The sequence below is a fragment of the Mesorhizobium sp. WSM2240 genome, from assembly GCF_040438645.1.
In the GTDB taxonomy this organism is placed as follows: domain Bacteria; phylum Pseudomonadota; class Alphaproteobacteria; order Rhizobiales; family Rhizobiaceae; genus Allomesorhizobium.
Genome location: NZ_CP159253.1, coordinates 5,235,692 through 5,256,752, shown reverse-complemented (window position 1 = coordinate 5,256,752; position 21,061 = coordinate 5,235,692). Strand labels below are relative to the sequence as shown.

Annotated in this window: 18 protein-coding genes and 1 tRNA gene; 14 read left to right on the top strand and 5 right to left on the bottom strand. The window is 63.1% G+C overall.

Annotated features, from left to right (window positions below; translation table 11 throughout):
• Positions 1–96: 96 nt before the first annotated feature.
• Positions 97–1,176 carry a penicillin-insensitive murein endopeptidase gene (mepA, locus tag ABVK50_RS26170; protein WP_353643808.1) on the top strand — a complete coding sequence of 360 codons (1,080 nt, stop codon included), beginning with the start codon at positions 97–99 and terminating at the stop codon, positions 1,174–1,176.
• A 6-nt stretch (positions 1,177–1,182) separates the two neighbouring features.
• Here mepA and ABVK50_RS26165 read toward each other — a convergent pair whose 3' ends face one another.
• Positions 1,183–1,446, bottom strand: a complete 264-nt coding sequence (locus ABVK50_RS26165) for a hypothetical protein (RefSeq protein ID WP_353643809.1) — start codon at positions 1,444–1,446, stop codon at positions 1,183–1,185.
• Between the two features lie 256 nt (positions 1,447–1,702).
• Here ABVK50_RS26165 and ABVK50_RS26160 point away from each other — a divergent pair, with 256 nt between their 5' ends.
• The 5 genes from ABVK50_RS26160 to ABVK50_RS26140 all read left to right on the top strand — a co-directional run bounded on the left by ABVK50_RS26160 (position 1,703) and on the right by ABVK50_RS26140 (position 6,392).
• Positions 1,703–2,728, top strand: coding sequence for a glucokinase (locus ABVK50_RS26160; RefSeq protein WP_353643810.1), 1,026 nt, complete (start codon positions 1,703–1,705; stop codon positions 2,726–2,728).
• A gap of 83 nt (positions 2,729–2,811) precedes the next feature.
• Complete coding sequence (locus ABVK50_RS26155; RefSeq protein WP_353643811.1) at positions 2,812–4,728, top strand: ABC transporter ATP-binding protein; 1,917 nt, start codon at positions 2,812–2,814, stop codon at positions 4,726–4,728.
• Entirely contained in the window at positions 4,725–5,537 is an 813-nt protein-coding gene (dapB, locus tag ABVK50_RS26150) for a 4-hydroxy-tetrahydrodipicolinate reductase (RefSeq protein WP_353643812.1), read from the top strand. The genes ABVK50_RS26155 and dapB overlap by 4 nt, the downstream gene beginning before the upstream one ends.
• Before the next feature lie 47 nt (positions 5,538–5,584).
• On the top strand, positions 5,585–6,205 hold the full coding sequence (locus ABVK50_RS26145) for a 2,3-bisphosphoglycerate-dependent phosphoglycerate mutase (RefSeq protein ID WP_353643813.1): 621 nt from the start codon (positions 5,585–5,587) through the stop codon (positions 6,203–6,205).
• 102 nt (positions 6,206–6,307) lie between these two features.
• Positions 6,308–6,392 (top strand) — tRNA-Leu (locus ABVK50_RS26140).
• 70 nt (positions 6,393–6,462) lie between these two features.
• Here ABVK50_RS26140 and ABVK50_RS26135 read toward each other — a convergent pair.
• Both ABVK50_RS26135 and ABVK50_RS26130 read right to left on the bottom strand, forming a co-directional pair.
• Positions 6,463–8,361, bottom strand: a complete 1,899-nt coding sequence (locus ABVK50_RS26135; protein WP_353643814.1) for an adenylate/guanylate cyclase domain-containing protein — start codon at positions 8,359–8,361, stop codon at positions 6,463–6,465.
• A gap of 3 nt (positions 8,362–8,364) precedes the next feature.
• The gene (locus ABVK50_RS26130; RefSeq protein ID WP_353643815.1) at positions 8,365–8,937 is read right to left on the bottom strand and encodes a FecR domain-containing protein; all 573 of its coding nucleotides are present in this window, start codon (positions 8,935–8,937) and stop codon (positions 8,365–8,367) included.
• 359 nt (positions 8,938–9,296) lie between these two features.
• On the opposite strand from ABVK50_RS26130, the gene ABVK50_RS26125 reads away from it, so the two are divergent.
• The 8 genes from ABVK50_RS26125 (at position 9,297) to ABVK50_RS26090 (ending at position 18,861) form a co-directional block, all read left to right on the top strand.
• The gene (locus ABVK50_RS26125) at positions 9,297–10,583 is read left to right on the top strand and encodes a Tm-1-like ATP-binding domain-containing protein (RefSeq protein WP_353645804.1); all 1,287 of its coding nucleotides are present in this window, start codon (positions 9,297–9,299) and stop codon (positions 10,581–10,583) included.
• A gap of 207 nt (positions 10,584–10,790) precedes the next feature.
• Positions 10,791–11,969 (top strand): transporter substrate-binding domain-containing protein, encoded by a 1,179-nt coding sequence (locus ABVK50_RS26120; protein ID WP_353643816.1) that lies wholly within the window; start codon positions 10,791–10,793, stop codon positions 11,967–11,969.
• The gene (locus ABVK50_RS26115) at positions 11,966–12,565 is read left to right on the top strand and encodes an ANTAR domain-containing protein (RefSeq protein WP_353643817.1); all 600 of its coding nucleotides are present in this window, start codon (positions 11,966–11,968) and stop codon (positions 12,563–12,565) included. Before ABVK50_RS26120 ends, ABVK50_RS26115 begins: the two co-directional genes overlap by 4 nt.
• Positions 12,562–13,452 (top strand): ABC transporter permease, encoded by an 891-nt coding sequence (locus ABVK50_RS26110; protein ID WP_353643818.1) that lies wholly within the window; start codon positions 12,562–12,564, stop codon positions 13,450–13,452. Before ABVK50_RS26115 ends, ABVK50_RS26110 begins: the two co-directional genes overlap by 4 nt.
• Positions 13,449–14,369 (top strand): ABC transporter permease, encoded by a 921-nt coding sequence (locus tag ABVK50_RS26105; protein ID WP_353645805.1) that lies wholly within the window; start codon positions 13,449–13,451, stop codon positions 14,367–14,369. The genes ABVK50_RS26110 and ABVK50_RS26105 overlap by 4 nt, the downstream gene beginning before the upstream one ends.
• A gap of 41 nt (positions 14,370–14,410) precedes the next feature.
• The gene (locus ABVK50_RS26100; protein ID WP_353643819.1) at positions 14,411–16,036 is read left to right on the top strand and encodes an ABC transporter substrate-binding protein; all 1,626 of its coding nucleotides are present in this window, start codon (positions 14,411–14,413) and stop codon (positions 16,034–16,036) included.
• Entirely contained in the window at positions 16,026–16,970 is a 945-nt protein-coding gene (locus tag ABVK50_RS26095) for an acetamidase/formamidase family protein (RefSeq protein ID WP_353645806.1), read from the top strand. Before ABVK50_RS26100 ends, ABVK50_RS26095 begins: the two co-directional genes overlap by 11 nt.
• A 52-nt stretch (positions 16,971–17,022) precedes the next feature.
• Positions 17,023–18,861: an ABC transporter ATP-binding protein gene (locus ABVK50_RS26090; protein ID WP_353643820.1), complete on the top strand. Its 1,839-nt coding sequence runs from the start codon at positions 17,023–17,025 to the stop codon at positions 18,859–18,861.
• On the opposite strand, the gene ABVK50_RS26085 is transcribed toward ABVK50_RS26090, so the two are convergent.
• Positions 18,750–19,784, bottom strand: a complete 1,035-nt coding sequence (locus tag ABVK50_RS26085) for an acyltransferase (RefSeq protein WP_353643821.1) — start codon at positions 19,782–19,784, stop codon at positions 18,750–18,752. The two genes, ABVK50_RS26090 and ABVK50_RS26085, sit on opposite strands and share 112 nt — an antisense overlap.
• Positions 19,781–21,058 carry an O-antigen ligase gene (locus ABVK50_RS26080; protein WP_353643822.1) on the bottom strand — a complete coding sequence of 426 codons (1,278 nt, stop codon included), beginning with the start codon at positions 21,056–21,058 and terminating at the stop codon, positions 19,781–19,783. Before ABVK50_RS26080 ends, ABVK50_RS26085 begins: the two co-directional genes overlap by 4 nt.
• Positions 21,059–21,061 lie beyond the last annotated feature (3 nt).

The following is a 21,061-nucleotide window of genomic DNA, read 5'->3' as shown; positions in this document are numbered from 1 at the left end:
GGGCCATGGTATGATTTGGGACACGCCCGATTCATCTTTCGGTAACCAGTAGGTTTCAAGGTTGGCGCCGGGGCCGAAAAATTCGCGGGAATGCGCATGAAATCGTCATTTGGATGGGGAAAGCGCCTCGCAATCGTGGCCGCCGCTGCCTTTGCGGCGTTCTCCGCAGCGCCGCAGCAAGTCAGCGCCGAACAACTGGCCAAGATCCTTTTCGGCAGCCAGAAACTGCCCGCCGCCACGGCCGCCAAATCGTATGGCTTCTACTCAAAGGGCTGCTTTTCGGGCGGGCTGGCGATCGCGACCGACGGGCCGACCTGGCAGGCGATGCGGGTTTCGCGCAACCGACGCTGGGGCCATCCTACCATGATCCGGCTAGTCGAGAAGCTTTCGCGCGACGCAGTCGCCGACGGCTGGCCGGGCCTGCTGCTCGGCGACATCTCGCAGCCGCGCGGCGGGCCTATGCTGACCGGCCACGCTTCCCACCAGATCGGCCTCGATGCGGACATCTGGCTGACGCCGATGCCCGACCGGCGGCTTTCGGCGACCGAGCGCGAGAATATGAGCGCGATCTCGGTAATAAGGGAAGGCGGGCTCACTGTCGACGAACGCATCTGGACGCCGGCGCATGCGCGGCTGCTCAGGCGCGCCGCCAGCTACGGCGAAGTTGAACGCATCCTGGTCCATCCGGGAATAAAGAAGAAGCTGTGCGAAACGGTGAAGGGCGACCGTAGCTGGCTGCGCAAGGTGCGGCCGTTCTGGGGTCATGACTACCATTTCCACATCCGGATAGGCTGCCAGCCCGGTTCGAACGGTTGCAAGCAGCAGGCGGCAACCGCGCGCGGAGACGGTTGCGACGCCTCGCTCGCCTGGTGGTTCACAGAAGAACCCTGGAGGCCCAACAAGAACCCCGACGCGCCGAAAGCACGCGATTTGATGACGATGAACAGCCTGCCGAAGGAATGCCGCGCGGTGCTGGAAGCGCCCTCGCCCGTGTCCGAAGCGGCAGTGACGATCGGCGGAGGCGGTACGGCAGTGGCGAAGGCACCTGCCGAAACCGCGCCTGCCGAAGTCATCACAAAAGAGATGATCGTCGGGGCGCCGCCGATCGCGGCCAGCGCCTTTGCACCGACGCCCGACCTGGGCGCGCCGCTGCCGCGTCCGCGGCCGACAGATTAGCGCGGTCTAGCTTCGGTTCACCAACTTGTTGAACTGGCTGGTCCCGCCGTCACTGGTCTTGTCCTGATGGAGGAACGCCAGCCGGTTCTCGTCGAAAATCTCGAAGAACCTGTCCCAGCCGATCTCCTCCAACTCTTCCTCGGGTTCGCCGAAATCGATGCGCAGAATGCCGCCATCGCCGCGATTTCGGACGCGTGACGGTCTGCCGCCGCGGGCTTCGGCCCATTTGCGGATTTCGTCGTGATTGGTGGTCGTTTTCGCTTCGCTCATTGCGTAGCCTCCATTCGCTTGTTCCGGCTGTCGCGACCTAACTCCGGAAGGCAGCAGACGTTCCTGCCGCAAACAGCGGGCGGCTCGCCTCTTTCGCGGGGACTGCTCCTCGTTTATAGGCTTCAACCGATTTAGGCCTTGGCAAAGCAGGTTGACGCGAGACAAGTTCATTGCCCAGCCGCGACAGATGACGCATTAGGGAAGTCGCCGCATCCGCCTCTCCGGCCGCCGCCGGAACAAATTGGGACGCTAGAGTATGCCGAATTCCGGCGACGAGGAACAAGGTTTGAAATTTCCGATCCTGATCGGCGATGTCGGCGGCACAAATGCGCGTTTCGCCATCGTTCTTGACGCAGATTCCGAGCCGAGCGAGCCAAAAATCGTACAGACGGCGAGCTTCGCCACGATCGACGACGCCATCCGGTCAGCAGTTCTGGACAAGACGCCGGTCAAGCCGCGCTCGGCCGTACTGGCCATTGCCGGCCCCGTGGATGGCGACGAGATCGCGCTGACCAATTGCCCCTGGATCGTGCGGCCGAAGGCGATGCTGGCCGGGCTCGGCCTCAGCGACATCGTCATTCTCAACGATTTCGAAGCCCAGGCGCTCGCCGTGGTGGCGCTCGACAAAGAGCATATGGAAAAAATCGGCGGCGGCGCGCCGGAACCGAACGCCAGCCGCGTCGTGCTCGGGCCCGGGACCGGACTCGGCGTGGCGGGGTTGGTTCATGCCTGCGGCAGATGGATACCGGTGCCAGGCGAAGGCGGCCATATGGATATCGGTCCGCGTACGCCGCGCGACCTGCAGGTTTTCCCCCACATCGAGCGGATCGAGGGCCGCGTCTCCGGCGAGCAGATCCTATGCGGCCGTGGCCTGGTCAACACCTACAGGGCGATCGCAAAGGCCGATGGGATAACAGCGAAAATGCCGTCGCCGGCCGAGATCACGGCCGCTGCGCTCAGCCGGTCCGATCCGGTGGCGACGGAAGCCCTCGACCTGTTCGTCACCTGCCTGGGTCGGACGGCGGGCGATCTGGCCCTTGTGTTCAAGAGCCGGGGCGGTGTGTTCCTGACCGGGGGCATAGCGCAGAAGATCGTGCCGGCGCTGAAGACCGGCAATTTCCGCACTGCCTTTGAAGACAAGGCGCCGCACAAGGAATTGCTGAAATCGGTGCCGGTCTATGTGATGACGCATCCCCTGCCGGCGCTGGCAGGCCTGGCCGCCTATGCCCGGGCGCCGGCGCTGTTTGGCATCGAGACAGCAGGGCGGCGGTGGCGGGCGTGAGCGGCGTTGCCGCGATGTCGCATCAGACCATGATGTTCCAGATGTTCCGCCGGCAGGCATAGGCAAGGCCGGTCGATGGCGCTATGAGGGTCTCGAATGCGGCGCGCCGCATAAAGAGCAACGCGGACGGACAGTTGAATTTGGCGGACCGAAGCAAGAGCCGGACGGATCCGGGCGAGATCGTCGCGGTCATCCGACGGATTATATCCGAGAACGGCCGCGAATATGCCTGGCACTATGCCGGGGCGGTGATTTGCCTGCTCTCGATAGCGGCGACAACCGCCTTCGCAGCTTGGGTGATGCGCGACGTCGTTGACGAGATCTTCTACCGGCAGCGCAGCGACCTGATCGTGCTGATTTGCGTGGCCATCATCGCGGCTTTTATGATTCGCGGCATGGCCACCTACGGCCAGTCGGTGATCCTGGCCAAGGTGGGCAACAATCTCGTCGCCCGATACCAGAAGCGGATCTTCAATCATTTGATGAAGCTCGACATAGGCTTCTTCACGGAAATGCGGTCCGGCAGGCTCGCCGCCCAGATCAACCAGAATGTCGGCGGCATTCGCGATCTGCTCGGGACGACGCTTACCGCGATTGCGCGTGATCTGGTCTCGCTGGTGGCGCTGGTCGGCGTGATGGTCATCCAGGATCCTGTCCTGTCGATGATTGCCCTTCTGATCGGGCCGCCGCTGGTTTTTACCGTGAGCTACCTCATGCGGCGTTTGCGACGCGTGACGCGCCAGGCCGTGGAGATCAACTCGCGCCTGATCGGGGCCATGCAGGAAGCCACCCAGGGCATTGCCGTGGTCAAGGCGTTCACCATGGAGGATCAGCTTTCGCGCAGGATGAGCAAACTGATCGCGACCGCGGAGGCGCGCTCCAACAAAATCGCCCGCGTGTCGGAGCGGCTTAGTCCCATCGCCGAAATGCTGGCCGGCTTCGCCATAGCCGGCGTGATCGGCTATGCCGGCTACCGCGCGACCTATGGCGGGCAGCTGCCAGGCGCTGTGTTTTCCTTCATCACCGCACTGCTCCTTGCCTATGACCCGGCGCGACGGCTGGCGCGGGTGCAGGTCGGGCTCGAGCGCTCGCTGGTCAACGCCCGCATGATCTACGAAATACTCGACCTCAAGCCGCAACAGGGCGACGCGCCGGGCGCGCCGGAACTGGAAGTGCAAAGGGGCGAAGTCCGTTTCAACCAGGTCTCCTTCGCCTATGCGGAGAACCTTCCGGTGCTCTATGGCGTGGATTTCGTCGCGGAGGCAGGCAAGACGACGGCGATCGTAGGCGCCTCAGGAGCCGGGAAATCGACGCTGACGGCGCTGCTTGAGCGCTTTTACGACGTCGATGGCGGTTCAATCGAAATCGACGGCCAGGACATTTCGAAGGTGACGAAGCAGTCGCTGCGCCAGCAGATCGCCTATGTTTCGCAGCAGCCCTATCTGTTCGAGGGCACGATCCGCGACAATATCCGCTACGGCCGCGAGTCGGCTACCGACGCCGAGATAGAGCAGGCGGCGAAACTGGCCGCGGCAGACGAGTTCATCCACCAGCAGCTCCAGGGTTACGACACGCTGGTCGGCGAAAACGGCGTCACGCTCTCGGGCGGCCAGCGCCAGCGCATCTCGATCGCACGCGCCATCGTGCGGCAGGCGCCGATCCTGCTACTCGACGAAGCGACATCGTCGCTCGACAATGAATCCGAGGCGCGCGTGCAGGATGCGCTTGCAACCGTCATGGAAGGGCGAACGACGATCGTGATCGCGCACCGTCTCTCCACCGTGGTCAATGCCGACCGCATCGTGGTGTTGGAACAGGGCAGACTGGTCGAGGAGGGCACGCACCAGTCGCTGCTCGCCAATCCGCACGGCGTCTATTCACGCTTCCACCGGCTGCAGAGCGCCAAAGGCCTCGGCCTTGTCGATGATATAAAAAAGGCGGCCAAGCCGGCGTCCGCGCTGGCCAAGCCTGCCAGGATCGCACGCGGGAGAACAGCATGAGCGATATGCGCCTCGTTGTCGTCGGAGCCGCCGGCCGGATGGGGCAGACGCTGATCCGCACCATCCACTCCATTCCAGGCGCCACCGTCGCCGGAGCGATCGAGCGCTCGGGATCTCCCCATCTTGGGAAGGATGCGGGTGAACTCGCGGGCATCGGCACGCTCGGCGTGCCGATCACCGACGACCCGTTGCCGGTCTTCGCCAGGGCGGACGGCGTGCTCGACTTCAGCGTGCCGGCGGCGACGGTGGAATTTTCCGGATACGCGGCGCAGGCCCGCATCGTCCATGTGATCGGCACCACCGGCTGCTCGCCGGAGGACGATGCCAGGATCGCGGCGGCGGCGCGTCACGCGCCGATCGTCAAAAGCGGCAATATGAGCCTCGGCGTTAATCTGCTCGCCGTGCTGGTCGAGCAAGCCGCACGCGCGCTAGACCCGGAAGACTTCGATGTCGAGATCCTCGAAATGCACCACCGCCACAAGGTCGACGCGCCTTCGGGCACGGCGCTTCTGCTCGGCGAAGCAGCGGCTGCTGGGCGCGGCATTGCTCTCGCGCAAAACAGCGTGCGGGTGCGCGACGGGCATACCGGCGCCAGACGAGCCGGCGACATCGGCTTCGCTACGCTTCGCGGCGGTTCGGTGATCGGCGACCACTCGGTCGTGCTCGCCGGTACCGGCGAGCGGGTCACGCTATCGCACAATGCCGAGGACCGTACGATCTTTGCGCGCGGTGCGGTGAAGGCGGCGCTCTGGGCGCGAACCCGCAAACCGGGGCTCTACTCGATGCGGGACGTTCTCGGTCTCTCATAGGCGGAGACGCCCGTCTCCACGAATTACGGCAAGCAAGAGGTTAAGACATGTCCGGAACACTGGTGCTCGTCCGTCACGGCCAGAGCGAATGGAATTTGAAGAACCTGTTCACCGGCTGGCGGGACGTGGATCTGAGCGAATTGGGCCATGCGGAAGCCAAGGCGGCGGGCCAGAAGCTGAAGGAGCGCGGGCTTAAATTCGATATCGCCTTCACCTCCGCGCTGAAGCGTGCGCAGAAGACATGCCAGTATATTCTCGACGCCGTCGGCCAGGAAAACCTGCAGACGATCCGGGACGCCGCCCTCAACGAGCGGGACTATGGCGATCTGAACGGGCTCAACAAGGACGATGCGCGGGCCAAATGGGGCGAGGAGCAGGTGCATATCTGGCGCCGCTCCTACGACACGCCGCCGCCCGGCGGCGAAAGCCTCAAGGACACGGGCGCGCGGGTCTGGCCCTATTATCTGCACGACATGCAGCCGCATGTGCTGCGCGGCGGCACCGTGCTGGTCGCCGCCCACGGCAATTCGCTGCGCGCGCTGATCATGGCGCTGGACGGAACCTCGGGCGAGGACATCGTCAAGCTGGAGCTCGGCACCGGCGTGCCGATCATCTACCGTCTCAACGCCGATTCGACCGTCGCTTCGAAGGAGATTCTGGCCGGCTGACTTGCGCTGCGGCTGGCCTTCAGAACCTATCCTTCTGTCCGCGCGCAGTTTTTGAAATCGCGCGTTGACAGGCCAGCCGCGCCCGCTTACATCAGCGGCGCTGCCCAGATGGCGGAATTGGTAGACGCGCACGGTTCAGGTCCGTGTTCCGCAAGGAGTGGAGGTTCGAGTCCTCTTCTGGGCACCATTCCCATTCAAGTCGTTGATCTATTGGTGCGCGGCGGCGCGCCGCTGATCCCGGTAATCGGCTAGATCAGCTAGTCGAGATCTACGTCCGAGCAGTCGTTCGATGACGTCGCGACTTCGGTATCCTTCCAAAGCCAGATTGCCAGTGAGCCGGCGCGTCCTCGAATGCTTGTTTCGATTGGGCCCTGAAGGGCGCCGGACTTGTAAAGCGCGCAGTCTCGTCCAGCCACGCGCAGCAGCTCATCACTGACGGCAAGTTCGGTCAGATGGCCGGCGGCAACCTCCATCAGCCGGCTGGCGACATTGACGGTGTCGCCTGTAGCCGCGATGTGCTGGTGGCTTTCGCCGCCCATTCTCGATGCGACGACGGTGCCGAAATGCGCCCCGATCTTGTAGCCGAGACGGGATGAGGTGGATGCGGGCAGGGAGGCAAGCCAGGCTTTGGTGCGGTGCGATAGCTTGACGCTGCAGCTGGCGGCGTTCGACGCATCGTCGGGCGCTGGCTCGGGCAGACCGAACAGGATCATGGCTCCGTCGCCCATGAAACTGGTGACGATGCCGCCACACTCCGTCACTTCCGCGTCGACCAGCCTGTGAAACGCGCTCAGCAGTTCGCGGGTGGCGTTCGGCCCCAATGTCTCGCTCAGGCCGGTGAAGCCAGACAGATCGATGAACACGACCGCCGCATCCTCACGGACCGGCTCCTGAAGGAAATCGCCATGCTTTGCCAGCCACTGGCCCAAACCCGACGCTTGTACTTTCTGCAGCAACCGGCTCTGCGTCGCGAAATATTGCGCCCGATCCCTGTCGCGCCAGAGTTGCGCGCCTCCAAACAGGACCGCCGGAGGAAAAGCGGCTGCCATCGGCAGCGCGGCGCTCAGCCATATGCCGTTCGAAAAGGCTGTTACGTTGACTGCGGCCCAGGCCAGCACCACGCCGATGACCGCTGCCAGGCCAATCGCGCTGCGCCGCCAGGCCACGAGAGCGACGAGGACCATCGGCAGGACCACGGCAAAGCCGGCGTCGACGAGACGAATATTCCGATCTCTCACGATACCGCCGCCGGTCATCAGGTTGGCGATCGCCGTGGAGATCACCTCGACGCCCGGGAGCACCGGATCAAAGGGGGTGGGGAAGACATCTCCGCCTCCGGTTACCGTTGCCCCGATCACGACGATCCGATTGCGGACTTCATCGCCGTCCAATTGGCCAGCGAGCACGGTCGCGGCGCTGACGGTGGGTATGGTGCCGCGCGGGCCATAGAAGGCGAGAGGAAGAAGATGGCCGAGATCCGTTCGGATCAACCGCGTTCCCAGGAACAGGCGGTTGGGTTCGAACTCAGGCTCTGCTCCGATCGCCAGGGCGGCGACGCGCAAAGGGAGAGAGGCTTCCACCAGGTCTCCTGAACGAAACAGCATCGGAACGAACCGTGGCGTTCCCGTCTGGTCGGTCGCCACGTTCACCACGCCAACCGCGGCGGCGTCGGAAAACGCTTGCAGCGGCATCAGAAATCCTTCTGCATCCGGCAGCCGGCCGAGGGGGCCATCGGCTTGCGGCGGTATCCACTGTTTGCCGCCTGCGAAAACCGCTGCCGCCGCGATCACGGTGGCGCTCCTGTCAAGCGATCGCGCCAGGGCCTCGTCATCCTGCTTTTCCTTCGGATCGACGAGCAGCAGGTCAACCGCGATTATTTTCGGATCAAGGCGGGCGATTTCATCGACGAGGCGAGACAGCGTGGCGCGGCCCAAGGGATAGCCTTCGCCTTTCGCGACCTCGTCGTCTATCGCAACGATCGTGATCAAGTCAGGCGGGCTTGCCGTTCCCCTGATGATCGTTCGAACATCAGCCATGGTGGCTTCGACGCGATCGAGGAACCACACGTTCCCGCGCCAGTGCAAATATCCCAGACCAGCACCCCAAAGCCCTGCCAGGAGGAGTGCAATCAGGGTCGGGAGCGCCCGGCGCCTCAAGGCTTATTCTCCCAGGCGCGCCATCAATGCGGACACGCGCGCCGCCGGCCAGCGCCTGACGGTCAGGGGAGTCGTTCCGCGTTCGACATCGACGCCTTCGCCGGGACCCAGCAGGACGCTGGCGCTCGAGCTAGGCCGTTGAACGCCGACGCGACCGTCGACGACAAAAACCGACGTCTTGCCGCTTTGCGCGTCGACCGCCCATTTCGTGCCTCGCACGGCGGCAATCGCCTGCGGCGTGACGACAACGAAGCCAGATGTCTGCCCAGTCGGGACCTCGAGCAGCAAAGCCTTCCGCCGCAAAATGACGCCGTCGGCGTTTCCATCCCGATCGCGGTCCGCCAGTGAATATCGAGCACCGTCTTCGGCGGTGATCCTCACACCTCCGGGGCAGCGCAGGACTTGTCTCGAAGTGCCGGCCCGTTGCTCCAGGTTGCAGCCCAGGTTAGCGGATTGCGGCAATGCAACGTTCGCCCAGAACACCGTCAGGAAGACGGCGCTCGCGCTGCAAATGGCTCGGTAGCTCGCACTCACGGCAGATACCTCCCTCCTATTGTTGCAATATTTTCCCCGCATCGACTGTCATCAATGCGACCGGCTACGGACTGGAGCGAACTTGGCTCAAAAAGAAATCCAGTCGAGATATGTCCGCCGCAAATGCCGATGTTTCTATTCGTCAGTATAGCCCGGTTCTCATGAAAGGAACAATTCAACCGATGCTGGCGATTGTCCTGCCCCGCCGTGCAAGCGATGCTGGACGGTGCTATCGGTTTGAGGAGGGGTGAACAAGGGGCAAGGATTTCGGCTGGCGGGGCCAGCGGGCGTTGTGAGAAGAGAATGAATGACGCGGTGCATCGAAGACAAGTTCTGCGAAGCCTCAGGATTGCCACCGTACAATGCGCGCTGCAAACCGGCTAAAACCCGGCATCCTGAAGATGAAGGCCATGACAAAAGCACCCCGCATCCTCGTCGTCGGCACCGGCGACACCAAGGCCGACGAACTTCTGTTCATGCGCGACTGCATCGCAAAGGCGGGCGGCGTGCCTGTCATGATGGACGCCAGCGTTCTCGGCGAGCCTCCCTATCGCCCGGACTATGACAAGCACGCGGTCGCCGCCGCGGCAGAAACCACCATCGATGCAATCGCCGCCAGCGGCGACGAGAACACGGCTATGACGGCGATGGCGCTCGGCGCCTCGCGCCTGGCGAGGCAACTCCAGGAGAAGGACGAGATAGACGCTTTCATCGGGCTCGGCGGCACGATGGGGACCGATCTGGCGCTCGACGTGGCGCTGGCGCTGCCGCTCGGTGTGCCGAAATTCGTGGTGTCGACGATTGCCTACTCACATCTGATACCGCCCGAGCGCGTCGCTACCGACCTGATGATGATCCTCTGGGCCGGCGGCCTCTACGGCCTCAACGGCGCCTGCAAGTCGGTGCTATCGCAGGCCTGCGGCGCAGTGGTCGGCGCCGCGCGGTACGTCGTGAAGCCGGTGATGGACCGGCCGGTGATCGCCATGAGTTCGCTTGGCAAGAGCTGCCTGACCTATATGGTTTCGCTCAAGCCGGAACTGGAGCGGCGCGGCTACGAGGTGGTTATTTTCCACACAACCGGAATGGGCGGGCGGGCGATGGAATCGATCGCCGCGCGGAAGGGTTTTGCGGCGGTGATGGATTTCAGCCTGCAGGAACTCGCCAATTATCTGAACGGATCGGTGGTGAATTCCGGCCCCGGCCGGCTTGAGAATGCGGGCCGGGCGGGTATCCCCCAGATCGTCGCGCCGGGCGCCATCGACATGGTGGACCTCCCGACATGGCAGCCGGTGCCCGAAATCTTCGCCGGCCGTCCTTACCATGCCCATAACCGGCTGATCGCTTCGGTGACCTGCGGCACCGAAGCCCGCCGCCGCATCGCCCGCGCCATCGGCGACAAGCTCGCCGGCGCGAGAGGCCCGGTCGCCTTCGTACTGCCGTCCGGCGGCATCCAGCAATGGGACCAGGATGGCGAGCCGCTGCACGACCCCGACGGGCTTGCCGCCTTCGTCGACGAAATGCGGCTGGCCGTCCGCGAGCCGGCCGAACTGCACGAGATCGAAGGGCACATCAACAGCGAAGCTTTCGTGAGCACCGTGCTCGCCATCTTCGACCGCTGGGTCGAGGCGGGAATCGTTCCCGCCGGCAGGGGTGCGGTGGCCAACACCAAGTTCGAGACCCACGCGTAAACCGAGGCCGCGACGGAGCGTTTCACCCGCTAATTGAACGGCCCGGATTTGCTGCATGGATCCATGCCGGGAGCCGGCACGAAACAGCTTGACTCGGGTTTCTGCACCGCCTTTACTGACCGCAACTTCGACATTGATGTTTGGCATTTGGGCCTCGTTCCGGGAATGAACCTGGAGTGGGGCCTTTTTTGCTTTTTGAGCGTTCAGATGGCAGGCGAAAGCGTCATTCCGATCGGCATCCTGTTCTCGCGCTCGGGTCCATATGCGGAGCCGGGACAGGAAGGATTCAATGGCGCCATGGCCGCCATCGACGAAGTGAACCGCGACCGAACTTTTCCGTTCTCGCTCGACCCGGTGATCCGCGACCCGCAAGGCAATACGGACCGCTATGCGCCGTTCTGCCGGGAGATGGTCGGACAGGCCGGCGTCAGGCATGTCGTGGGCTGCACGACATCCTGGAGCCGCAAGGAAGTGATCCCTGTCGTCGAAAAGATGGATGCGCTGCTTTGGTATCCGTGCGTCTATGAGGGCTTCGAAGCGAGCGAAAACGTCGTCTATGTCGCTGCCTGCGCCAATCAGCATTTGCTGCCGCTGCTCGACTACATCATTCCGCGCTACGGGCGCGATCCGGTGCTGCTCGGCTCCAACTACATCTGGGGCTGGGAGACCAACCGCATCGCCCGCGAGGTCGTCACCCATTCGGGCGGTACCGTCCTGGCGGAACGCTACGTGCCGATCGGCGATCCCGACATTGCCCATCTGATCACGGAGATCCGCGCCAAGCGCCCGGACTTCATCCTCAATAACTTGATCGGCTCCTCTTCGTATGCCTTCCTGCGCGCCTACCATGCGTTGGGCCTGGAGGATTCCTCGTTCCGGCCGGAAAACCGTCCGGTGATAAGCTGCAACCTCTATGAGGGCGAGATCGCCGAACTCGGCGAGGCGGCGGCCGGACACTATTCGGTCAGCTGCTATTTCCAGTCACTGCAGACCGACGAAAATCGAATATTCCTGGAACGGATCGGCGCTGCGAACCGCACCCAGCCGGTCACGGCGTTCTTCGCCGAGAGCTATGCAAGCGTGCTGATGATCGCCAATGCGATCCGCAGCATCGGCACCGACGCAATCGAGCAGGTGCTGACGGCCGTGACGGCCGAAGCCCTGCCCTCCCCCTTCGGGAATATCCTTGTCAACCGGCGGACCAACCACGTCGCCATGCCGGCGCACATCGCTCGCGCCCGGGCCGACGGCGGATTCGAGGTGGTGCACGAAGGACGCGTGGCGATCGAGCCCGACCCTTTCCTGACGCGGACCCGACTTGGCGTGACCACGAACGATCAATCCGAACAGGATGTCAAATCCGGATTTCTGAGGGTGGTGCGATGAGCGCCGTCAGACCCATTCCGTCCTTTGAGGGCTGGCGCGCCTTGGTCGTCCACCGGCCCCACGCCAATGTCGACGCCATTCTGCTCCAGTTCGAGCGCCTCGGTATATCGGCCACGCATTGCTGGCCCGAAATAGCGGGGCGCTCCGATCTGAGCGAATGGAACGTGCTCGTGATCGACGCGGATATGGGTTACGACGCCCAGTTTCCATGGCAGCCCGGCGCGGCTCCAATGCCGATCATAGTGCTGATCGGCTCGGAAGCGCCCGGCCGGGTATCCTGGGCGATAAACCAGGGCGCCGACGCGCAGTTGCTGAAGCCGATCGGCAGCGCCGGGCTTTACAGTGCGCTTGTCATCGCCCGCCATTCATTCGCGCAAAGGACGGCGCTCGCCGGTGAAATCGCTTCCCTGCGGATGCGGCTGCAAAGCCGCGAGGCTGTGGCCGAGGCGACCGCGCTGTTGATGGTCCGCGACAACATCTCGTCAAGAGCAGCGTTCCAAAAGCTCAGGATGCAGGCGATGAGCGAAAGGCGGGCGATTGAGCTGATCGCCGAGGAGCTGGTGGCGGCCGTCGAATTCGAGCGGAAGCAAAGATGAGCGCGCTCGAAAGCAGTGCCGGGGTTTCGCCGCAAACGCAGAGCATCCTGTCGCGGCTGTTGAGGCGGCCGCTTGCCCTTTTCGGGCTGGCGGTCATCGCGATAGTGGTCATCGCGGCGCTCTTTGCGCCCTGGATCGTTCCTCACGACCCGCATGAGCAGTTCTTCGAGGGCCTGAGCATCGAGGGCGCGCCGCTGCCGCCGGATTCCACTTTCTGGTTCGGCACCGACCTTGTCGGCCGCGACCTGTTCAGCAGGCTCATCTACGGCGCGCGGACGTCGCTGATCATCGGGGTTGTGGCCAACGGCATCGCCGTGCTCATCGGCTCGATGGTCGGCATCATCGCGGGCTATTTCGGGGGCTGGGTGGAAGCCGTACTGATGCGCTTCACCGACCTCATGATGGCCTTCCCAGCGCTGCTTCTCGCCATCGTGCTCGCCGCCATCTTCACGCCCAGCCTGTGGATCGTCGCCCTTGTCATCGCCATGGTAAACTGGGTGCAGATTGCGCGGGTTCTCTACACCGAGACCCGCGCCTTGGCCGAGCGCGACTTCATCCAGGCCGAGCGCGCCATGGGCGCCGGCGCACTGCGCATCATGCTGCGCCACATCCTGCCGCATCTCACCTCGACAATCATCGTCTGGGCGACGCTCGGCATCGCCACCACGGTGCTGCTCGAGGCAACGCTGAGCTTCCTCGGCATCGGCGTGCAGCCGCCTATCCCGTCCTGGGGCAACATCATATTCGAGAACCAGACTTATTTTTCCAGCGCGCCCTGGCTGGTCTTCATCCCCGGTGTGGCGATCCTGCTTCTGGCACTCGCCTTCAACCTCGTTGGCGATGCGATGCGCGACATCCTCGATCCAACGCAGCAGGGCCACCACTGATGGCCTATGTCGCGCGCCGCCTGCTGCAAAGCCTGCTGATCCTCCTCGGGATCAGCCTGGTCACTTTCGTGCTTCTTTATCTCGTCCCAGCCGACCCTGCCCGCCAGATCGCGGGTCGAAGCGCGACCGCGCAGACGGTCGAGAACATCCGAGAGCAACTCGGGCTCAATCTTCCGTTTTACCAGCAGTATCTGCGCTATCTCGGCGACCTGCTGCAGGGCGATCTCGGCCGCTCCTATCTCCAGAAGACGGAAGTGGCGGAGTTGATCTGGTCTCGCCTGCCCGCCAGCCTGCTCCTGATGGCCGGCGCGATCGCCTGCGAGCTGGCTATCGGCCTCACCATGGGCGCCATCGCGGCGCTGCGGCGCGGCACTCCGGTCGACAATTCGCTGATGGTCGTCTCCTTCGTCGGCGTCTCGGCGCCACAATTCGTGATCGGGATCCTACTACTTTACGTCTTTGCGGTGCGGCTCGAATGGTTCCCGATCGGCGGCTACGGAACGTTTGCGCATCTGGTCCTCCCTTCGGTCACGCTCGGCTTCCTCGGCGCAGGCTGGTACTCGCGCATGATGCGCTCGTCGCTGATCGATGTGCTTGGCCAGGACTACATCCGCACCGCACGCGCCAAAGGACTGAGGCGGGCGCAGATTCTGTTCGTCCATGCCATGCCAAACGCCATCCTGCCCATCATCGCGATGATCGGCATCGATATCGGGCTCTTCATGTCCGGAATCGTCGTGGTGGAAAGCGTGTTCGGCTGGCCGGGCATCGGCCAGCTTGCCTGGCAGGCGATCCAGCGCATCGACATCCCGATCATCATGGGTGTCACGATGGTCTCGGCCTTCGCCATCGTGATCGGAAACCTGCTCGCCGATCTGATCGCGCCGCTCGTCGACCCCCGCATCAAGCTTCGCTGAACCGACAAAAACAAGAAAACCCAGAGAAAGGAACACATGCAATGAAAAAACTGCTTCTTTCGAGCGCCGCCATGGCAGCGCTGGCGGTCGCTTTACCGGCGTCCGCATTCTCCCAGGAGATCAAACAGGGCGGCGCGATGACGGTGACCTACAAGGACGACGTCTCAACGCTTGATCCGGCGATCGGTTATGACTGGCAGAACTGGTCAATGATCAAGTCGCTGTTCGACGGGCTGATGGACTATGAGCCCGGCACTACGACGCTGAAGCCAGACCTCGCCGAATCCTACGAGATCTCGCCGGACGGCCAGACCTTCACCTTCAAGCTACGGCAGGGCGTCAAATTCCACAATGGCCGCGAGTTGACCGCTGAAGACGTGAAATATTCGATCGAGCGCGTCGTGAACCCCGTGACCCAGAGCCCCGGCGCCGGCTTCTTCGGCTCGATCAAGGGTTTTGAGGAAGCGAGCGCCGGCAATGCGGACGGCCTCTCCGGCATCACCGTCGTCGACCCCTATACGATCAGGTTCGAACTATCGCGGCCCGACGCCACCTTCCTGCACGTCGCAGCGCTCAACTTTGCTCACGTGGTTCCCAAGGAGGAGGTGGAGAAGCATGGCGCCGACTTCGGCAAGCATCCGGTAGGGTCGGGCGCTTTCAAGCTCGCCGAATGGACGCTCGGCCAGAAGCTCGTCTTCGAGCGGTTCGCCGATTATTGGAACAAGGGCCTGCCAAAGCTCGACCAGATCACCTTCGAGGTTGGCCAGGAGCCGATCGTGGCGCTGCTTCGCCTGCAGAAGGGCGAGATCGACATCCCTGGCGACGGCATCCCACCGGCGAAGTTCATCGAAGTGACGGAAGATCCCGCCTTCAAGGATCTGGTCATCCAGGGCGGCCAGTTGCACACCGGCTATGTCGCGATGAACGTGAAGATCAAGCCGTTCGACGATGTGAAGGTACGCCAGGCCGTAAACATGGCGATCAACAAGGACCGCATCGTACGCATCATCAATGGCCGTGCCGTCCCCGCCAACCAGCCGCTGCCGCCGACGATGCCGGGCTATGCCAAGGACTATGAGGGTTATCCCTATGACGTCGAGAAGGCGAAAGCCCTAATGGCCGAGGCAGGCCTGGCTGACGGGGTCGAGACCGAACTGTTCGTCATGAACACCGACCCACAGCCCCGCATCGCGCAGGCAATCCAGCAGGATCTCGCCGCCATCGGCATAAAGGCTTCGGTGAAGTCGCTGGCGCAGGCCAACGTGATCGCCGCCGGCGGTGAGCCTGAAGCCGCGCCGATGATCTGGTCGGGCGGCATGGCCTGGATCGCCGATTTTCCGGATCCTTCAAACTTCTATGGTCCGATCCTTGGCTGCGGCGGTGCGGTGGAGGGCGGCTGGAACTGGTCCTGGTACTGCAATGAGGACCTCGACCGCCAAGCAGCCGCGGCCGACGCGATCGTCGATCCGGCGAAGAAGGCGGAACGCGAGGAGATGTGGCGCAACATCTACCTGAAGATCATGGAAGACGCGCCCTGGGCTCCGATCTTCAACGAGGAACGCTTCTCGATGCGTTCGGCGCGCATCGGGGGAGCGGACGAACTGTTCGTCGATCCCGTCCACATCCCCGTCCACTACGATCAGGTCTATGCAAAAGATGTGCAGTAACTGCGACTATACCATTCACGGCAGGAGCCATCATTTCGGGTGGGATCATTCGATTCCGCCCGCGCAAACCGTGACGCCGGGCTCGACCATCCGCTTCGAGTGCCTAGACAGCGGCGGCGGCCAGTTCAAGCCAGACAGTACGGTCGCCGATGTCGCCGCCCTCGATTTTTCCAGGGTCAATCCGGTCACCGGTCCCGTCTTCGTCGACGGGGCCGAGCCCGGCGACGCCCTGAAGATCACGATCCACGAGTTCGAACCGTCTGGCTTCGGCTGGACGGCGAACATTCCGGGCTTCGGTCTGCTGGCCGACCAGTTCACCGAACCGGCGCTGAATTTGTGGAAATACGACGCTGCGGCCCTGGCGCCGGCGCTGTACGGTCGAAACGGGCGCGTGCCGTTGAAACCGTTCGCCGGCACGATCGGGGTTGCGCCGGCCAAGCCCGGATTGCATTCGGTGGTGCCGCCGCGCCGGGTCGGAGGCAATCTCGATATTCGCGATCTCGCCGCAGGCACCACGCTCTATCTGCCAGTCGAGGTAGCCGGCGCGCTGTTTTCAATCGGCGACACCCACGCCGCCCAAGGCGACGGGGAAGTATGCGGGACCGCGATCGAAAGCGCGATGAACGTGGCGCTGACGATCGATCTCGTGAAAGACGCGAAGCTTTCCATGCCGCGCTTCACCACGCCGGGGCCGGTGACGCGCCATCTCGACGAGAAGGGTTACGAGGTCACGACCGGGATCGGACCGGATCTCATGTCGGGAGCCAAGGCCGCCGTATCGAACATGATCGATCTGCTTGGTAAACAGCACGGCCTGGCGGCCGTCGATGCCTACATGCTGTGCTCCGTCTGCGGCGATTTGCGGATCAGCGAAATCGTCGACATGCCCAACTGGGTGGTGTCGTTCTATTTTCCGCGGGTGATCTTCGAATAGCTCGGCCGGAGCGGGACATTACCTCCCGCCCGTCCTTTTGAACAGCGGCAACATGAACCAACCCTCCAATCTTTCCCTTTTGAGCGTCCGCGACCTGGTTACCCAGGTCGCGACGCCGGAGGGTGCGAAAACCGTGGTCGACGGACTGTCCTTCGATCTCGCCCGCGGCGAGACGCTTTGCATCGCCGGGGAAAGCGGCTCGGGCAAGTCGATGACGGCCTTGTCGCTGATGCAGTTGCTGCCTCAGCCGATGGCCCGCATCGCCTCCGGCGTTGCTACCCTCGGCGGGCGCAACATACTGGCGCTCTCGGAGAACGAGATGCGGCATGTGCGCGGCCGTCACATCGGCATGGTTTTCCAGGAGCCGATGACCTCGCTCAACCCCGTGCTTTCGATTGGGCGGCAAATCATCGAATCCATCCAGGCGCACCGCGCCATGCCCGCCGCCGAGGCTCGCCGCGAGGCGAAACACTTGCTCGATCAAGTGCAGATTCCCGATGCCGAACGTCGGCTCCGCCAATATCCGCATGAACTCTCGGGCGGCATGCGCCAACGCGTGGTGATCGCGATGGCGCTGGCCCAGCATCCCGAAATCCTGATCGCGGACGAGCCGACCACGGCGCTGGACGTCACCGTCCAAGCGCAGATCCTGGCTCTCATCCGCAAGCTGCAGGCCGACTTCGGCCTGTCCGTCATCCTCATCACGCATGACATGGGCGTGGTGGCAGAAATGGCCGACCGCGTTCTGGTGATGAACCGCGGCCGCAAGGTTGAAAGCGGATCGCTGCGTTCAGTCTTCGAGACGCCCAAGGCATACTATACAAGAGCGTTGCTCGACGCAGTACCGAGGCTTGGCGAGATGACGGGCACGGCCCGCCCGAAACGGGCCGTGGCCACCTTGGCCGAAGGCTCGCGTGTCTCCGATGGAACCGTTCCGGTAGTGGAGGTAGAGGATCTCGTCGTCCGGTTCGACATAAAGGGCGGCGTGCTGCAGCGGCCCGTGAGGCGGGTGCATGCAGTGGAGGGCATTTCCTTCAGGATCATGCCCGGCGAGACCCTTTCGCTGGTGGGCGAATCCGGTTGCGGCAAGTCCACGACCGGCAAGGCCCTGCTCAATCTCGTGCCCTGGAACGGTCGAATAAACATCTCGAACCGGCAGATCGCCGGACTGTCTCGCGCCGCCATGAAGCCCGCCCTGCGGGACATCCAGATGGTTTTCCAAGATCCTTATTCATCGCTCGATCCGCGCATGCGCGTCGGCGATCTGGTCGGCGAGCCCTTGATCATCCATCGCCTGGCCTCGGGAACCGAACTGAAGGATAGGATCGAATATCTGTTTCGCCGGGTCGGACTTTCCGCCGACCAGATGAAACGATATCCGCACGAATTCTCCGGCGGCCAGCGCCAGCGCATCGCGATCGCACGCGCGCTTTCGCTCTCGCCGAAAATCATCGTCGCGGACGAGAGCGTATCGGCGCTCGACGTGTCCATACAGGCCCAGGTTCTCGATCTGCTCCAGGACATCCAGAACGAGACGGCGATCTCCTACCTGTTCATCTCGCACGACATGGCGGTTGTCGAGCAGATCAGTCATCGCGTCGCGGTCATGTATATGGGGCGTTTCGTCGAAACGGGAACGCGCGCGCAGGTGTTCGAGAATCCGTGTCATCCCTATACAAAACGGCTGCTCGATGCGGTCCCCGTTGTCGATCCCGGCCGGGCGCGCCGCGCCTTCATTCCCTTCGACGGAGACCTGCCGAGCAACGTCCGGCCGCTCGACTATGCGCCTCCCGACCTCGCGCCGGAGGATCTGGGTAATGGCCATTTGGTCTGGTCGGAGCTGCGAAAGCCCTTGAAAGCCGCGCCGATGGGCTTCTCCAGTATTTCGTAAGCCCCGACGCCGACCGTGACGCCCGCCACCACGGCAAGGATCATCGCAGGCGCAGCCGGTATCAACAGCGACGGGGCAAGCTTGGCGACGACCGAAATCGCCATCGTGTGCCAGAGGTATATCGAGTAGGAGCTGTCGCCGAGGTAGCGCATCGGCCGGAGATCACGAACCGCGCCGGCTTTTTCCAGCGCGAGTACGCCGAGCACGAGCGCGGCCGCCAACGGGCCGAAGGCCAGAGGGCCGAATCCGATATAGGTGGCGCCCACAAAGGCGAAACCGAGAAGCGCGATTGCGATCAGGACAGCGCCAGTGGCCAGCGACGGAATTCTGCCCTCCAGCCACAACTTGCCTATGAGCGCGCCGATCAGGAACTCCAGAACGATCGGGTCGGTGTAGGTCGCGAAAACCGGGTTGCCGCTGCTCCGGATCAAGCCGAATCCAGCCAGGCCGACGAAAACAGAGGCTAGGGCCACCAGCCTTATTCTCGACGGTAGCAGCAGGCAGACGGCGAAAACCGCGTAGAAGAACATCTCGTAATTCAGCGTCCAGCCCTGGACCAGAACCGGCCAGATTTCGCCATTGCTCGGCGAATGATGCGGGACGAAGAACAGGGAGCCGAGCACGTGGCCAAGCGTCAGCTTCATGTTCGGAAAGAAGCCTGCAAGCGCGCCCGCAACCATGACCCCGGTTGCAATCCAGTAGACCGGCGCTATGCGCTCCAGGCGGTCGCGCAGAAATTGCGCGGGGCTCGTGGGTTTGCGTTGCGACAGGACCCACATGATGAAGCCGCTTATGACGAAAAACACGTCCACTCCGGCGGCGCCGATCGCGAAATGCCCGCCGGTGCGCTCCGCCGCGTGGAATATGACCACCGCCAGTGCCGCCAGGGCACGCAGATACTGGATGCCATACAGCCTGTTCATTGGGCGTGACGCACCTGCAGCCGCAAATCCGGCTGCGCAGGAGACAACGCCGGGCCTCGGTGCGTCGATTTCGATGCCGCAAGCAGACCGGCTGCATAATAGAGCAGGAACGATCCGATCACGTATGGGTGGATCACGTCGACTTCGAAGAAGGAACGCACCAGGAGCATGAATGCGATGCCGAACATCACATGCGAGGCCGCATCATCGCGATTGTTGAGAAGACGAACGAGATGGCCGACGGAAACCCGAACGATGATCAGGCTGGCCAGCAGAAGCCCGATGAAGCCGAGTTCGACCAGCACTTCTATGTAGGTGTTGTGGAAATGAAAGCCGCTGCGCGAACCGATGTAGAACTCTTCCCAGAGGCGCTCGGCCTCGGCAAAACCCTGGACCCAATAGCCATAGTAGCCCACGCCGACGATCGGAGATTGCCGGGCCGCGTCGAGACCTTCGGCCCATAGATATGTTCGCCCCGTCAGCGTCGCATCCTTGCCGAAGGCGCCCAGAAGCAGGTCCATGCCGCCGAAATTCAATCCGACGAACGCGACCCCGAGCGCAAGCACGATGCCGGCCGCCAGGAAGCCTTTCCTGGTGCGCGGAGCAAACATGAGAATGAGGCTGAGGCCTATCATGACGCCCAGCGTGGCCGCGGTGGCGATGATCGATGTCGCGGATTGCGAGGCGATCAGCGCGTAGCCGGATAGTCCAGCGCCAATAAAGGCCAGAAGCCTCGCAAGGCCGCGCTCGCCAAGGATGAAGATGCAGGCAAAAGCGAAATAAATGCCGAGCGAGGCGAAAAAGCCGAGCTGATTCTTGGACGAGAATGCGCCCACGAAGCTGTATTCGCCGTCCAACGGGTCATAGTGATAGCCGCCGAAAGCAAGTGAATAAAGGATGACGAGGCAGACGCCGGCGAGCATGCCGAGCGCCATGGTTCTCGCATTCATGGTTCGCGCCGCGATCAGCGCACAGACGATGTGGGAGAAATATTGCACGCCCGCACGTGCGGTGACGCCGGGCGCCGCAGACCAGAACACCGAAAGGCAGGCGAAAAGGCCGAAGGCGATGATCCAGTAGAATCTGGCATAATTCCCGAGCGAATGACGATAATCGACGAGGATCAGCGGCAGCCACAGCGCGTAATAGGCAAGCACCGAGACCTGGCCGAAGCGCGCCGAGTAGGCAAGAATGAAGGCCGAGATGGCGATCGCGACGAAGCCGTACCAGAAATTGTGGTCCGGGCCGACAAGGCTTGCCTTGGCGATCTTCATGAC